13 protein-coding genes are annotated in these 14,856 nt (G+C 42.7%); 6 read left to right on the top strand and 7 right to left on the bottom strand.

All coding sequences use genetic code 11. The features are described from left to right. Window positions 1–83: 83 nt before the first annotated feature. The 4 genes from QLG00_RS01300 to rlmE all read right to left on the bottom strand — a co-directional run bounded on the left by QLG00_RS01300 (window position 84) and on the right by rlmE (window position 4,130). On the bottom strand, window positions 84–398 hold the full coding sequence (locus tag QLG00_RS01300) for a DUF5713 family protein (protein ID WP_004939767.1): 315 nt from the start codon (window positions 396–398) through the stop codon (window positions 84–86). A 78-nt stretch (window positions 399–476) separates the two neighbouring features. Then, on the bottom strand, window positions 477–1,331 hold the full coding sequence (gene folP / locus QLG00_RS01295) for a dihydropteroate synthase (RefSeq protein ID WP_104124237.1): 855 nt from the start codon (window positions 1,329–1,331) through the stop codon (window positions 477–479). A 117-nt stretch (window positions 1,332–1,448) separates the two neighbouring features. Further along, window positions 1,449–3,344 (bottom strand): ATP-dependent zinc metalloprotease FtsH, encoded by a 1,896-nt coding sequence (gene ftsH, locus QLG00_RS01290; RefSeq protein WP_004939774.1) that lies wholly within the window; start codon window positions 3,342–3,344, stop codon window positions 1,449–1,451. Window positions 3,345–3,479: 135 nt separating this feature from the next. Further along, window positions 3,480–4,130, bottom strand: coding sequence for a 23S rRNA (uridine(2552)-2'-O)-methyltransferase RlmE (gene rlmE, locus QLG00_RS01285; protein WP_004939777.1), 651 nt, complete (start codon window positions 4,128–4,130; stop codon window positions 3,480–3,482). Between the two features lie 197 nt (window positions 4,131–4,327). Between rlmE and yhbY the strand changes: the two genes are divergently transcribed. Next, window positions 4,328–4,654: a ribosome assembly RNA-binding protein YhbY gene (yhbY, locus tag QLG00_RS01280; protein WP_004939780.1), complete on the top strand. Its 327-nt coding sequence runs from the start codon at window positions 4,328–4,330 to the stop codon at window positions 4,652–4,654. 12 nt (window positions 4,655–4,666) lie between these two features. Beyond that, entirely contained in the window at window positions 4,667–5,203 is a 537-nt protein-coding gene (locus tag QLG00_RS01275; RefSeq protein WP_282470382.1) for a DOMON-like domain-containing protein, read from the top strand. A gap of 46 nt (window positions 5,204–5,249) precedes the next feature. On the opposite strand, the gene QLG00_RS01270 is transcribed toward QLG00_RS01275, so the two are convergent. Then, complete coding sequence (locus QLG00_RS01270) at window positions 5,250–5,678, bottom strand: hypothetical protein (protein ID WP_004939787.1); 429 nt, start codon at window positions 5,676–5,678, stop codon at window positions 5,250–5,252. Between the two features lie 342 nt (window positions 5,679–6,020). Between QLG00_RS01270 and carA the strand changes: the two genes are divergently transcribed. From carA to greA, 3 genes are all read left to right on the top strand, one after another. Further along, window positions 6,021–7,160: a glutamine-hydrolyzing carbamoyl-phosphate synthase small subunit gene (carA, locus tag QLG00_RS01265; RefSeq protein WP_004939789.1), complete on the top strand. Its 1,140-nt coding sequence runs from the start codon at window positions 6,021–6,023 to the stop codon at window positions 7,158–7,160. 14 nt (window positions 7,161–7,174) lie between these two features. Continuing rightward, entirely contained in the window at window positions 7,175–10,408 is a 3,234-nt protein-coding gene (carB, locus tag QLG00_RS01260; RefSeq protein ID WP_004948917.1) for a carbamoyl-phosphate synthase large subunit, read from the top strand. Between the two features lie 90 nt (window positions 10,409–10,498). Beyond that, window positions 10,499–10,975, top strand: a complete 477-nt coding sequence (greA, locus tag QLG00_RS01255; protein ID WP_004939793.1) for a transcription elongation factor GreA — start codon at window positions 10,499–10,501, stop codon at window positions 10,973–10,975. 73 nt (window positions 10,976–11,048) lie between these two features. On the opposite strand, the gene QLG00_RS01250 is transcribed toward greA, so the two are convergent. After that, a complete protein-coding gene (locus QLG00_RS01250; RefSeq protein ID WP_025094346.1) occupies window positions 11,049–11,411 on the bottom strand; it encodes an MGMT family protein in 363 nt (120 codons plus the stop codon). Between the two features lie 199 nt (window positions 11,412–11,610). On the opposite strand from QLG00_RS01250, the gene QLG00_RS01245 reads away from it, so the two are divergent. Next, entirely contained in the window at window positions 11,611–12,057 is a 447-nt protein-coding gene (locus QLG00_RS01245) for a universal stress protein (protein WP_104124239.1), read from the top strand. 90 nt (window positions 12,058–12,147) lie between these two features. Here the strand turns inward: QLG00_RS01245 and QLG00_RS01240 are convergent. Beyond that, the coding region (locus QLG00_RS01240) for a BapA/Bap/LapF family large adhesin (protein ID WP_282470381.1) at window positions 12,148–14,856 on the bottom strand (2,709 nt) is incomplete at its 5' end.

Below are 14,856 nucleotides of genomic sequence, written 5' to 3'. Positions count from 1 at the left end.
AGCAATATGCTGGTTTTTTTATGTCTGCTCACTATTAAATGTAGATCACACCGATGACTACACATAGATGGCGAGAACGGTGATCACCATTCTCGGTTTGCAACCAATTCCTCAAGATCGATATCCATGTAACCCGCATCTTGTACGGCCATCATCATTGCTTCCGCAATATAATCAGTGGCTGTATCGTCCAAATTCGAGTCAAGATCCTCAAAGTCTGGTTTCATTTCATTGATTTTCAGCAAGGTTAAGTTTGCCAAGCGATAAATTTCAGAATCAGATTGCTCAATTTTCTGAATCTTTTTAGCAAATTCAACAATATACTGCTTAACTTCTGCAACTAACACTTCTGGATAGTAGCCGTCATCAAACATAGGGAGAAGTAAATCGTTAAACATCAGCACATCTTTTCAATAAAAAACGTGCTGCTTATATCATACCTGATACAAAAAGGCGACCTTCTTTAAAGGCAATATTCACGATGCAACCAACATCGCCTGCCACATACGTACCGCATCCACGGTGGCTTTTACATCATGAACACGAACAATGGAGGCCCCTTGCTGAAGACTGAGTAAATGCCCAGTTACACTCCCCACCATTCGCTGATCTGCGCTTGCGCCTTGCAAGACATCTCCAACAAACCGTTTGCGTGACAAACCCGACAATACTGGGTAGCCTAAATCTGTAAATCGCCACAGCGCATTGAGCAAAGTCAAATTCTGCTGGGCATTTTTTGCAAAACCGAATCCGGGATCGACAATAATATGTTCCTGCCGAATACCAGCTGATAACGCAGCTTGAACGCGCTGCTGAAGCTCATCAATCACATCTTCTATAACATTGTCGTACTGATCTAGCTGATTCATTGTGGTCGGTTCACCACGCATATGCATGATAATCACAGGAATATTCAATCTCGCAGCCATCTCAAGGGCGCCTGGGCGAGTAAGTGCACGCACATCATTCCAGATATGTGCACCTGCTGCCACAGCGGCTTCTATCACACGAGGCTGACTGGTATCGATAGAAATGATGACATTCTCTTGTGCCAAAGATTCAACCACAGGTACTACACGCTGTATCTCTTCTTCAACCTCCACTATCGATGCACCTGGACGAGTGGATTCGCCTCCAATATCGATAATACTCGCACCATCTGCAATCATCTGCTGTGCATGCGCTATTGCAGCTACCTTGGAGTTATGTTTCCCTCCATCACTAAATGAATCTGGTGTGACATTTAAAATACCCATAACATGGGGACAGGATAAATCCAACTCCAATGATCCACAGGAAATGACTTTCTGCGGTAAGGGCATCAATTTCATGCAATGACTCCACATTTAAATGCCATCATTTTAACAACCTCATCACTTTAAAGATAATTTCCATTTTGTTTTAAATAAAAAAAGAGCCGCTCTAGGCGACTCTTTTTTATTTCACACTTAGCTCATTGATGGCAATGGCGGAGGTGTAGATGGTCCGTTACTTGGTGGATCCAAATCAACAACTGGATTTTCAGCAACATAAACCTTTGGTGGACGCGGTTCACGACCTTCCATAATATCCAGCACTTGATCACGGTCAATGGTTTCCCACTCCATCAAGGCTTTCACCATGGTATGCGCTTTATCCTTGTTGTTTTCAAGAATATCCCATGCCACTTTATACTGCTCATCTAGAATACGACGAACTTCTTCATCAACCTGTTGTTGGGTTGCTTCAGAAATTGTACGGCTACCCACATTTCCAAAGAAACCTTGAGTATTGTCGTCTTCATAAACCATCACGCCTAGTCGATCTGACATACCGTATTTGGTGACCATCGCACGTGCCATTTTAGTTGCACGTTCAAAGTCGTTTGATGCACCAGTGGATTGCTGATTGATGAAAATTTCTTCAGCAATACGACCACCAAATAAAATCGAAATTTCTTTCAACATTTTATCTTTGTAGTGACTAATCTGATCCTGCTCAGGCAACTGCCAAGTTACACCTAGTGCCCAGCCACGCGGCATAATGGTCACTTTATGTACTGGATCGGTACCCGGCAAAGCTTCTGCAACAATGGCATGGCCCGACTCATGATATGCCGTTGCACGACGCTCTTCTTCACGAAGAATCATCGATTTACGTTCAGGACCCATATAGATCTTGTCTTTGGCATCTTCAAAGTCATGCATATCGACCGTGTTTTTGTTACGACGTGCAGCAAATAAAGCTGCTTCGTTAACCAGGTTAGCCAGCTGTGCACCAGAGAATCCCGGTGTACCGCGTGCCAATACCTTAACGTCTACACCAGTCACTGACGGTAATTTTCTGAGGTGAACATTTAAAATCTGCTCACGACCATTAATGTCAGGTAATCCTACCATCACTTGACGGTCAAAACGGCCTGGACGCAACAAGGCTTTATCGAGTACATCGACACGGTTGGTCGCTGCAATCACGATCACGCCTTCATTACCTTCAAAGCCGTCCATCTCAACCAGCATCTGGTTTAATGTCTGTTCACGTTCGTCATGACCACCACCGGTACCTGAACCACGGTGACGACCAACTGCATCGATCTCATCAATGAAGATAATACATGGCGCATGACGCTTAGCTTGTTCAAACATATCACGTACACGTGAAGCACCAACACCCACAAACATTTCCACAAAATCAGAACCTGAAATGCTGAAGAATGGGACTTTTGCTTCACCTGCAATGGCTTTCGCCAAAAGGGTTTTACCCGTTCCTGGAGGTCCAACCATCAAAACGCCACGCGGGATTGTTGCCCCTAAACGTTTGAATTTCGCTGGATCTTTTAAAAAATCTACGATCTCTACAACTTCTTGTTTTGCTTCGTCACAACCTGCAACATCTTTAAATGTTACTTTGATTTGATCTTCCGAAAGCATTTTTGCCTTCGACTTTCCAAAACTCATTGGCCCGTTTTTACCACCTGCACCGCCACCCATGTTGCGCATAAAGAACATGAATAACAAAATGATTAAAAGCACAGGGAAACTAGCAATGAGAAGTTGCATCAACAAGCCTTGACGTTGAGGAGCTGTACCTTCAACCACCACATTGTTCTTGTTTAGGCTAGGTAAAAGCTGTGTGTCTTCAACTTGCGGACGTACTGTCTCAAAGTGAGAGCCATTGGTTTTCTCACCACTAATATTCAAACCATCAATAGTGACTTGCTTAATTTGACCAGCATTCACCGCCGCAACAAATTCCGAATAATTCATTGCAGATGGCTTATTACGGTCACTGATGTTACTGAAAATCAAGATCAGAACACCAAGTATTATTAGCCACAATACGGCATTCTTGAAGAGATCGCTCAAAGCTTTATTCCCATTATCAATCTAATTTGATCATGCCCATATCACTGGGTTGACCCTAGTTCACAGCAAGTCTCGCGCTTGCAACAGTTCAAATTGTACAAAATGCACAATTTTTAACGGCTTGGCAAGTAAACTTTATTTCAAGGCCTTTTTACGCCCTTGACCGATTAAGAATACTTCCTTTGATCGAGCACGAGAGGCAGCAGGTTTTGCAGTTTTAAGAATATCGAAACTCTCAACTACCTGCTTACGAAACTCATCAAAACCTGATCCTTGGAAAACCTTTACCACAAACTGACCATCTGGACCAAGTACTTTCTGGGCAAAATCGAGCGCCAGTTCACATAAGTAAATCTGACGAGGCTGATCTACTGCCCTATTACCTGATGTATTGGGGGCCATATCTGAAATTACAATGTCTACAGTACGCCCATTTAAAATATTTAACAATTTTTCGAACACTTCCTCTTCGCGAAAGTCACCTTGCAAGAAAGTCACGTCCGGCAGAGCGTCCATTGCCAAGATATCAGAAGCTATCACTAAACCTTTACTACCTACAAGCTTGCCTGCAATTTGCGACCAACTTCCAGGCGCAGCACCCAAATCGACGACTGTCATTCCGGGTCTGATCAGTTTGTATTTCTCCTGAATTTCTAAAAGTTTATATGCAGCACGTGCACGGTAGCCTTCTTTTTGAGCCTTTTTTACAAAAGGATCATCAAGATGCTCTCTCATCCACGCACGACTACTTTTAGATAACTTCTGGTTGGTAATGCGTGTCGCCATAACTTACTAAATATTAAAAAACTTCTTGACCTCTATTGTACGTCAAAAACGGCATTGATGCAGTATGGTTGTGTATCAGAAAGCCCCACTTTTGGTAGATTTTTTCCTATGATCATAATCGAATATTTCAACAATAGTGTGCGCGTTTGACCTTCAACTTTGCTATACTTAGGCGCTTTTAATCCTAGGTAGTTTCAATGGCAGCTTTATCTATCCAAGAACGTAAACGCTTACGTCAAATCGGGCATGCGCTCAATCCAGTGGTCATGATCGGTGGACAAGGGTTGACGGAAGGTGTTATCGAAGAAACCAACCGCGCACTGAATGATCACGAATTGATTAAAATCAAAATTGCTGGTGAAGACCGCGACGCGCGTGCACAAGTGATTGATGCTTTAATTGCAGAGACTCAAGCTGAAGTGGTACAGAAAATTGGCAAGATTGCACTTTTGTATAAAAAAGCTGCAAAACAAAATCCAAATCTTTCAAATCTTGTGCGTCATGCGCATTTGGGCAACAAATAGTTGATTTGATGTATGGCGAGTTATGAGTTAAATGCATTTGATCGGTTTGAAGTCATTTCACTGGTCGGTGCGATTGAGCAACAACATCCATCTGTTTTAAATATCGGATTCTGGGTACGTGATCCCAACCAGCTGATTGAATGGCCCAAACGTGTCTCAGCGCATCCTCGTCAAGATTATTTATGGAATTCAACTTGCCTTGAAGTCTTTATTGGCATTAAACATCAAGATGCGTACCGTGAGGTTAATCTCTCCCCTTCACAGGCCTGGCAAGTATATGAGTTTGAAGAGTATCGCTATCCAGAGCAGATGCCTCCTGTTGCCGCGCATGATATTGAACTCATCAAGCTAGAGCGCACGCATTACGGTCTAAATACAAGCCTCGATCTTGGCAAATTTATGCGTCAGCACCAAGTGAAATGGACAGATATCTATGTGGGGTTAAGTGCTGTACTCAACACCTCTCAAGGAACACAGTTCTACGCCATGCAACACAGTAGTCCACAACCCGATTTTCATAATAAACGGGATTGGCTACATCAGTTTTAAAAAAATGCGAGATACTAGATCTCGCATTTTTGTCTTTTGCTCAATACTAAGCACTCTCTTTGACTTTATGCCATGCTTCAAGCGCCTGATCTTTAGAACGCTTAAGCACTTCAGTCAGCGTTTCCTTGTGTTTTGAAGTCACATGGGTCAGATCATCTTTAATTTCTTTACCCAATTTGCTTAAATCATCACTGAGTTGCAATAACTCTTTTTTAAGTACTTCAACTGCCTCAGACAAATCGCCTTGTGAATGTGTGAGTTGCGATTTGATCACATCTAAGCGGCCAAGCACATCGGCTTTAATTTGTTGATACTGGGTTTGGATGGTCTGGTTTAATTCTTTGGCTTCAGTTTCAATTTTTTCCTGCGTTTCGTTCAGCACTTCTTGTACCTGTGCTGTGGTGTCACTACACAGTTGATCAACTTGCTGTTGATGCGCTTGGACTGCTTGTTTTAATGATTTTTTTGTTGTCATGAATACACCTCTGATTCACGTAATAGTATCGATTTGGTCACCGCATATTACATAGTAAGCCTAATGTTGAGAAAACTGATAAAAATTGTTCGACAATCTTGAATTTCAGTGTTTTTTTCAAATTTCGATATCAAAATTCAGTAAAAACAATGAATTGTTTTAATTCAGAATTTTTCAAATAAAAACGTAGACTTTGGTCTAATCGATGCGTATAATGCGCTGTTAAGTTATAAGCGAGTAGACTGAAAGGAGGGCATGTTTTTGAAGGCAGCCTACCTTTTTTTACGTCTACTCGCTTTTTTACAGCCCTAATTTTTGTGGTTTTAGTTCAGGAGCTTTGGTTTGAGCACCCCCGCCATTTTAGCCCTTGCTGATGGAACGATCTTTAAAGGTACGTCTATCGGTGCTACGGGTTCAACGACTGGTGAAGTCGTTTTTAATACTGCCATGACTGGTTATCAAGAAATTCTGACCGATCCAAGTTATGCACAACAAGTTGTGACATTAACTTATCCTCACATTGGAAATACTGGATGCAATGACGAAGACGCCGAATCGGGTCGCATCCATAAAGTGTGGGCAAATGGTTTGATTATTCGTGATCTGCCTTTGCTTCACAGTAATTTCCGTTCTGAACAATCTTTAGGCGACTACTTAAAACAGCACAATGTTGTGGCAATTGCCGACATTGATACGCGTAAACTGACACGTATTTTACGTGAAAAAGGTGCGCAAAACGGCTGTATCCTTGCGGGCGACAATATTACAGAAGAACAAGCGCTCGAAAAAGCACGTGCCTTTGGTGGTCTAAATGGCCTCGATTTGGCAAAAGAGTGCTGTGATCCTGAAGGCTTTGAATGGACGGAAGGTTCATGGACGCTTGGACACGGTTTTACTCAACCTGAACTTAAATATCATGTCGTTGCATACGATTACGGTGTCAAAACCAACATCTTGCGTATGCTTGCAGACCGCGGTTGTAAACTTACAGTTGTTCCTGCTCAAACACCTGCCGAGAAAGTTTTGGCAATGAATCCAGATGGTGTTTTCCTGTCGAATGGTCCTGGCGATCCAGCGGCATGTGACTATGCAATCGAAGCAGTTAAAACAATTGTGGAAACAACCAACTTACCAGTATTTGGTATTTGTTTGGGTCACCAGATTTTAGCGCTGGCATCAGGTGCAAAAACCATGAAAATGAATCATGGTCACCATGGTGCAAACCATCCTGTACAAAACCTTGAACAAGGTACAGTGATGATTACTTCTCAAAACCACGGCTTTGCTGTTGACGAAAGTACTTTACCTGCAAATGTGAAGGTGACTCACCGCTCACTGTTTGACGGTACAAACCAAGGTATTCATCGTACAGACAAACCCGCATTTAGCTTCCAAGGTCACCCAGAAGCTAGCCCAGGTCCACATGACTGTGCCCCATTGTTCGATCATTTCATCGAACTTATCGAAGCAGCTAAGAAGTAATTGAGGAGCGAATAATGCCTAAACGTACGGATATTAAAAGCATCTTGATTATCGGTGCTGGTCCAATTGTAATTGGACAAGCCTGTGAGTTTGACTACTCAGGTGCACAAGCATGTAAAGCGCTTCGTGAAGAAGGTTACCGTGTTATTTTGGTCAACTCTAACCCAGCGACCATCATGACCGATCCATCAATGGCGGATGCGACCTACATTGAACCAATCACTTGGCAAACTGTTGCGCAAATTATCGAAAAAGAGCGTCCAGATGCTGTGCTCCCTACTATGGGCGGCCAAACTGCATTGAACTGTGCGCTTGCTTTGGACGAAAATGGTGTTCTAGAAAAGTTCAATGTTGAACTGATTGGTGCCACTAAAGACGCAATTGAAAAAGCAGAAGATCGTAAACTTTTTGACATCGCAATGCGCAAAATCGGCTTAGAGTGTCCTCGTGCCGATGTTGCAGAAAGTATGGAACATGCACTGGAAATTCAGTCACGTTTCGGCTTCCCGGTCATCATTCGCCCATCATTCACCATGGGCGGTTCTGGTGGCGGTATTGCTTACAATAAAGAAGAATTTATTGAGATCTGTGAGCGTGGTTTCGATCTTTCTCCGACTAAACAATTATTGATCGATGAATCACTGATTGGCTGGAAAGAGTACGAGATGGAAGTTGTTCGTGATAAAAATGACAACTGTATTATCGTCTGTGCAATCGAAAACTTTGACCCAATGGGCGTGCATACAGGTGACTCGATCACTGTTGCACCTGCACAAACACTAACCGACAAAGAATATCAAATCATGCGTAATGCATCGATTGCAGTTCTTCGTGAAATTGGTGTTGAAACAGGTGGTTCAAACGTACAGTTTGGTATCAATCCGAAAGACGGCCGTATGGTTGTGATCGAGATGAACCCACGTGTATCGCGTTCATCTGCTCTTGCTTCAAAAGCGACAGGCTTCCCGATTGCGAAAATCGCGGCGAAGCTTGCGGTAGGCTACACCCTTGATGAATTAAAAAATGACATCACCGGTGGCGTAACACCAGCATCATTTGAACCTGCAATCGACTATGTAGTAACCAAGATTCCTCGCTTTAACTTCGAAAAATTCCCGCAAGCAGAGCCTGTGTTAACCACACAGATGAAATCTGTGGGTGAGGTAATGGCAATTGGACGTAATTTCCAAGAGTCTGTACAAAAAGCTTTACGTGGTTTGGAAGTGGGTGTTTGTGGCTTTGATGAAAAAGTTGAAGCCGGTACCACCAATGCCAAAGAGATTATCTTAAAAGAACTTAAAGTGCCTGGTCCGGAGCGTATCTGGTACGTGGCTGACGCATTCCGTCACGGTTTTTCTTTAGATGACGTATTTGAAGCGACCAAAATCGACCGTTGGTTCTTGATTCAAATTGAGGACATTATCAAAACTGAAGCGCAAGTGAAGACGCTAGGTTTTGGTGATCTAAACGCTGACAACATCCGTTCGTTCAAACGTAAAGGTTTATCTGACCTACGTATTGCCAACTTGATGGGTATTTCACAAAAGCAATTCCGTAAGCAACGTTGGAATTTGGGTGTTTATCCGGTTTACAAGCGTGTGGATACCTGCGCAGCAGAGTTTGAGTCAGGCACTGCCTACATGTACTCAACTTATGATGAAGAATGCGAAGCGAATCCATCGAACCGTGACAAGATCATGGTTATTGGCGGTGGTCCAAACCGTATTGGTCAAGGGATCGAGTTTGACTACTGTTGTGTACACGCAGCGCTTGCAATGCGTGATGACGGTTACGAAACCATTATGGTGAACTGTAACCCAGAAACAGTTTCAACAGACTACGACACTTCAGATCGTTTGTACTTTGAGCCCGTTACGCTTGAAGATGTACTTGAGATTGTGCGTACCGAAAAGCCAAAAGGCGTGATCGTACAGTACGGTGGTCAGACACCACTTAAATTGGCACGTGCGCTTGAAGAAGCAGGCACACCAATTATTGGTACCTCACCAGATGCAATTGACCGTGCTGAAGACCGTGAACGTTTCCAGCAAATGATTCAACGTCTACAACTTCGCCAACCGAACAACAGTATTGTAAAATCGGCTGAAGAAGGTATTTCAGAAGCAGCGAAAGTGGGATATCCATTGGTTGTTCGTCCATCTTATGTCTTAGGTGGTCGTGCAATGGAAATCGTGTATAACGAAGAAGAGCTGAAACGTTATCTTCGTGAAGCGGTACAAGCGTCGAATGAAGCGCCTGTCCTGCTCGACCGTTTCTTGGACGATGCAACTGAAGTCGATGTAGACTGTGTCTCTGATGGTAAAGATGTGGTGATTGGCGGTATCATGCAGCACATCGAACAGGCTGGTATTCACTCTGGTGACTCAGCTTGCTCAATCCCGCCTTACTCGCTTTCTCAAGAAGTTCAGGATGAGATGCGTCGTCAAACCGTTGCAATGGCAAAAGAGCTCGGTGTTATTGGCTTGATGAACGTACAATTTGCTGTAAAAGGCAACGACATCTATGTTCTTGAAGTGAATCCACGTGCTTCACGTACCGTACCATTCGTATCGAAATGTATCGGTGAATCACTGGCGAAAGTTGCAGCACGTTGTATGGCGGGTCAATCACTAGCGTCTCAAGGATTTACCAAAGAGATTATCCCGACACGTTTTGCTGTGAAAGAAGCAGTCTTCCCATTCGCCAAATTCCCTGGCGTAGATCCAATGCTTGGCCCAGAGATGAAATCGACAGGTGAAGTGATGGGTGTGGGTCAAACCTTTGGTGAAGCATTCTACAAAGCCGTACTTGGCTCAAACGAACGTCTGCCTGGTTTGCCAACTGATGGTGAAGTGAAGTATGCATTCTTGTCTGTACGTGAATCTGACAAGAAATACATTGCTGATATTGCCAAGCAGTTAATCGCGTATGGCTTTAAACTTGTTGCAACAAATGGCACACATAAAGTCCTTCGTGAAGCGGGTCTTGAGTGTGAAGCGGTAAATAAAGTCACCGAAGGTCGTCCACATATTGTGGATCGCTTGAAAAATGGTGAAATTCATCTTATTGTCAACACAACAGAAGGCAAACAAGCGCAATATGATTCTGCCATGATTCGTCGTGCTGCCCTACAGGGTAAAGTGTATTACACCACGACCATCAACGGTGCAGAAGCCGTTTGCCAAGCTTTTGCTGTGAAATTGCCAATGGATGTTTACCGTTTGCAAGATTTACAAACAGTAGGTTAATTCGTTACCGATAAGTCCCGCCACCTTATCGGTGGCGGGCTTTTTATTTTTTAAAAATGCGGTTTTCCCATTTTATTAAGAGGGACTAAAATGCAACGTTATCCAATGACTCCCGAGGGCAAATCTGCTCTAGAGAAAGAATTACAACATCTGAAGAGTGTTGAACGTCCACGTATTACACAGGCGATTGCAGAAGCGCGTGAACACGGTGATTTAAAAGAAAATGCCGAGTATCACGCTGCACGTGAACAACAGGGTTTCTGTGAAGGACGCATTCAGGATATCGAGGGTAAATTAGGCGCAGCTCAAGTGATCGATATTAAAGAGCTTGAACACAATGGCCGAGTGGTTTTTGGTGTTACTGTGACCATTGAAAATCTTGATACCGAAGAGCGCAAAACCTATAAGATCGTGGGTGATGATGAAGCTGATTTTAAAATCAATAAAATCTCTGTCAACTCGCCAATTGCACGTGGTCTACTGGGTAAAAGCGAAGGTGACGAAGCCAAAATCACGACGCCTCAGGGTGAAGTCGAATATGAAATCGTAAGTGTGGAATACTTATAATTTCACTCGATGACTTAAGCCTCAGTTCGCTGGGGCTTTTTATCGTGCTCTATTCATCTCAATTCTAGTTTGCCTAAATTTGAGATGTGTCAGTCATCCACTGGTACTTCTTCAAATCAATTCGTCCATCTTTTATGATGATACCTTCTTGTATGAGTTTGAGTTCTTGAATATTTTGACCAGCATCATTGATTTGCCCAGTACTGATTCGTCCCTGTGCATTAATAATCCGGTGCCAAGGCAAATCTGACGTCTCACTCATCTGTTTTAAAACAGTTCCAACCAATCGAGCATGTTTAGGTAGTCCAGCAAGTTTGGCGATCTGCCCATAAGTGGCCACATAACCTTCAGGCACTAATGCAACCACAGCCAATATCTGTCGATATAGCTCAATCGATGACGCTTTTTGTGGCTGAACTTGACGGAAAATCACCATAAGCACACATCTTATATAAAACAATTAAAAATTTGATTATGCATGAATTCTAAAGTTGAATCTTTAAGATTATTTTGTGCTAATTTATGAAAGCAACTCATACTAAAGATAATTAAGTCGCCTCTATTTTTTATAAATTAGATAGAATACTGTTTGGATGCAATAAATCTTATCAATAAATACAAGGGAGTATATAAGAATGGGATATCAACATATCATGGTGCCAGTTGATGGATCACCCACATCTTTAACTGCAATTCAGCATGCCGCCAAGCTTGCAACCACCTATCAAAGCACAGTGACTGTGATCTATGTCTTAACAATTGATCCATTCATCAACATTGAATATATTAATTCGGCACACCAAGTGGAAAACGACGCGCTAAAACAAACTCGGGAAATTATTAAAACCATTGTCGATGAAGCAAAACAAAAATTCTTAACGTTTGGAATTGATGCGAATACTGTCATCATTGAAGGCCAAGATGTTCACAAAGAAATTATTAAAGTATCTGAAGAGCATGCGGTCGATTTAATTGTAATTGGTTCACATGGCCGAACAGGTATTCGTAAATTAGTTCTTGGTAGTGTCACTCAAAAACTATTAGGGGAAACCACACTGCCTGTACTGGTAGTGCATAAATAAGATTGATGTTTTTAACATATAAGATATTAATTTTTATAATATTTAAACAAAAAAAGAGGACCTGACGGTCCTCTTTTTTTTTCTAACGAATTAGTAAATCAAATGATTGTTTTGCAACAGTTCATCTAGAGTTGTATTCACATTTTTCAATGTAAGCAACTCAGTGCTTTGGTAGGTTGTTCCAGTTCCATCACGATCAATGCTAATTACCGTATCTGCACCATCTTTGGTAACTGTAACGTAATTTGCAATATTAGATGCTGTGACACTTTGACCTGTCAACAATGCACTGATATCCACTTTATCACCTTGTGTTTTGCTGAAATCAGTCCATGTGTCATGACCATTTCCACCAGTCGCATCAGTGTTGTTTAACAAGTTGAAGATCACTTTGTCTGCACCTGCGTTGGTGGTAAAAGTATCATCACCTGCACTGCTGGTAATAATATCGGCACCCGCACTGGTGTTATACACAAAGCCAGCATTAAATGTCAGTGTTGCAGTCGATTCATCGCCATTTGGTGCAGTGAGTTTGTAGGTAAACTGATCTTCGCCACCACCTGTAAGCGTGGTATTTGGTGTGTAAGTGTAACTACCATCCGATTTGATGACCAAGGTACCATGTACACCCTGAATGGTTGTACCAGTACTGCTTACAGTAGTGTAACTATTTCCATTGGTTGAAATCGACAATTCTGTAAACGCCGAGGCCACTTTATCAGTTCCTGATCCAGTATCTTCAGTAAGCACATTCCCTGTCACAGTCTCACGAGAAGTTACAGTGTAGCTATCGAGGTCTGTTGAAGTTACTTCACTAGAAACAGATACGCTTCCGCCGACACTAATACCTCGAGTGTAGTTTAAAATATAACGATACTGTCCAGCTTCCAAATCGTCATAGACCTTACCATTACCATTCGGAAACAGTCCAATTAAATCAGCAAGACTACTTGCGGAAATGGTATTTACCGTTGTCCATGTAGTGTTTACCAGTTTTTGGAATTGTATAGATGCAGCTCCACCTAAACCAACTAGTGAACCTGTTGATAAACCGATTTCAATAGCTCCCAAGTTACCTTGAGCAATGGTGATGGTTTGACTTATTACCTCTTTACTTCCTCCTAGACCGACAATCCAAGATTCATTGATCGATGGACCTGTCACAGTTGTTTCAGTATTGGTCGCTCCAACACCAACCGTGTCCTCGTTATTAGTTGCAACAACGCTGGTCGCATCTGCCTCTGGATCATTTGGTTTCCAAGTCAAGTCTAGATCACTATTGGTTCCAATCTGAACGATCAGTTTAGCTGTATCACTCTTACCTGAAGATGCATCAGTAATGGTATAAGTGAACACATCTGTTTTACCGATACCCGTAATATCCGACTTCGGCGTGTAGGAATATGATCCATCCGCTTTAACCGTTAACGTACCATGTTCACCTACAATTGTAGTTGTACCATCAGCAGCGACTGTTTGACCATTCACTGCGGTCACCTTGGTTTGTGATGTCACCTGATCCTGACCATTTGAAGCATCATTATCAGTAATTACATTTCCAGTGATCGTTTTTACAGCTGTAACTGTCGGATCGGTCGATGTATCTCGATTCGTCAGTGAAACATCAACATCAATAGAACCTCCAAGCCCAACTAAAGCATTGGTATTGAAATCTAATCGATAGTTACCCGATGTCAGATCCTTGATGGTAATTGTTGCAGTTTGACCCAGTAACCCGAGTAAATCCAACAAACCACCTGAACTATTGTTTGCAATTACGGTCCAAGTACCATCACTATTTTGTTTAGATAGTGTCAATGACACGCCATCTAATAGACTCAATACAGCGCTACTTGAAACAGTAAAGTTAGCATCTGCGATTGTATTTGGACCAACAGTAAATGTACCACTGGTTGTTCCCGTTGAAATTACTGGCAAGCCAGCAACATTTAATAACCATGATGCTTTGATCACATCATTAAAGGTTTGGGTTGTAGTTGGATATTCAAAATCAATTGTTGTTGAAACAACGTTATTAACCGCATCAATAATGACATTTGGTGCTGTTAGATCTGTAGCTTGTGATTCATTGCCTGCCTTATCTGTTGCTGTAATTTTTACTTTTTCAGCATCATTCAGTGGATCGGCTAAAGTAACTTTGTAATTACCATTTGAATCAGCAGTTGCAGAACCCAAAACATTACCGTTTAAATCTTTGACTTTGACAACAGATCCTGCTTCAGCAGTTCCACTGATTTCAGAACCGCTAGCATTGAATGTACCTAACGGAGCTGCAGGCGGAACAGTATCTATTTTCAAGGTCGCCTGACTGCTGGCGCCCGCATTTCCAGCCGCATCCTGAACTTGTGCCGTATAGCTGTAACTGCCGTTCATGAGGCCTGAGTCTTGGAAGCTCCATATGCCTCCTACCACAGTCGCATTGCCCAGATACACCCCATCACGGTAGATCGCCACCACTTCTCCACTGCCCAATGCACCACTCACCGTGCCTTGAATGGCCGGACTGGTGTCGTTGGTTGGAACGCTAAAGTCAAAGGTACCGTCTTTAGGCAATTGATCATCGATGTAGTGTTCAATTGTGGTGGTTTGCAACGGTGCCGTAGTATCCACATTGATGATATAGCTACCACTCAATGCACCACTCGTGCCCGCATTGTTCACTACACGTGCCGTGTAGCTGTAGCTGCTGCCATCAACCAAACCCATGTCGGTATAGCTCCAGCTGGTGCCAGTCACGGTCGCTGTGCCAATCACCACGCCATCACGTAATACTTCTAC

The organism is Acinetobacter sp. V89_7 (genome assembly GCF_029967895.1).
GTDB lineage: Bacteria > Pseudomonadota > Gammaproteobacteria > Pseudomonadales > Moraxellaceae > Acinetobacter > Acinetobacter soli.
This window is presented reverse-complemented; position numbering and strand designations above follow the sequence as displayed.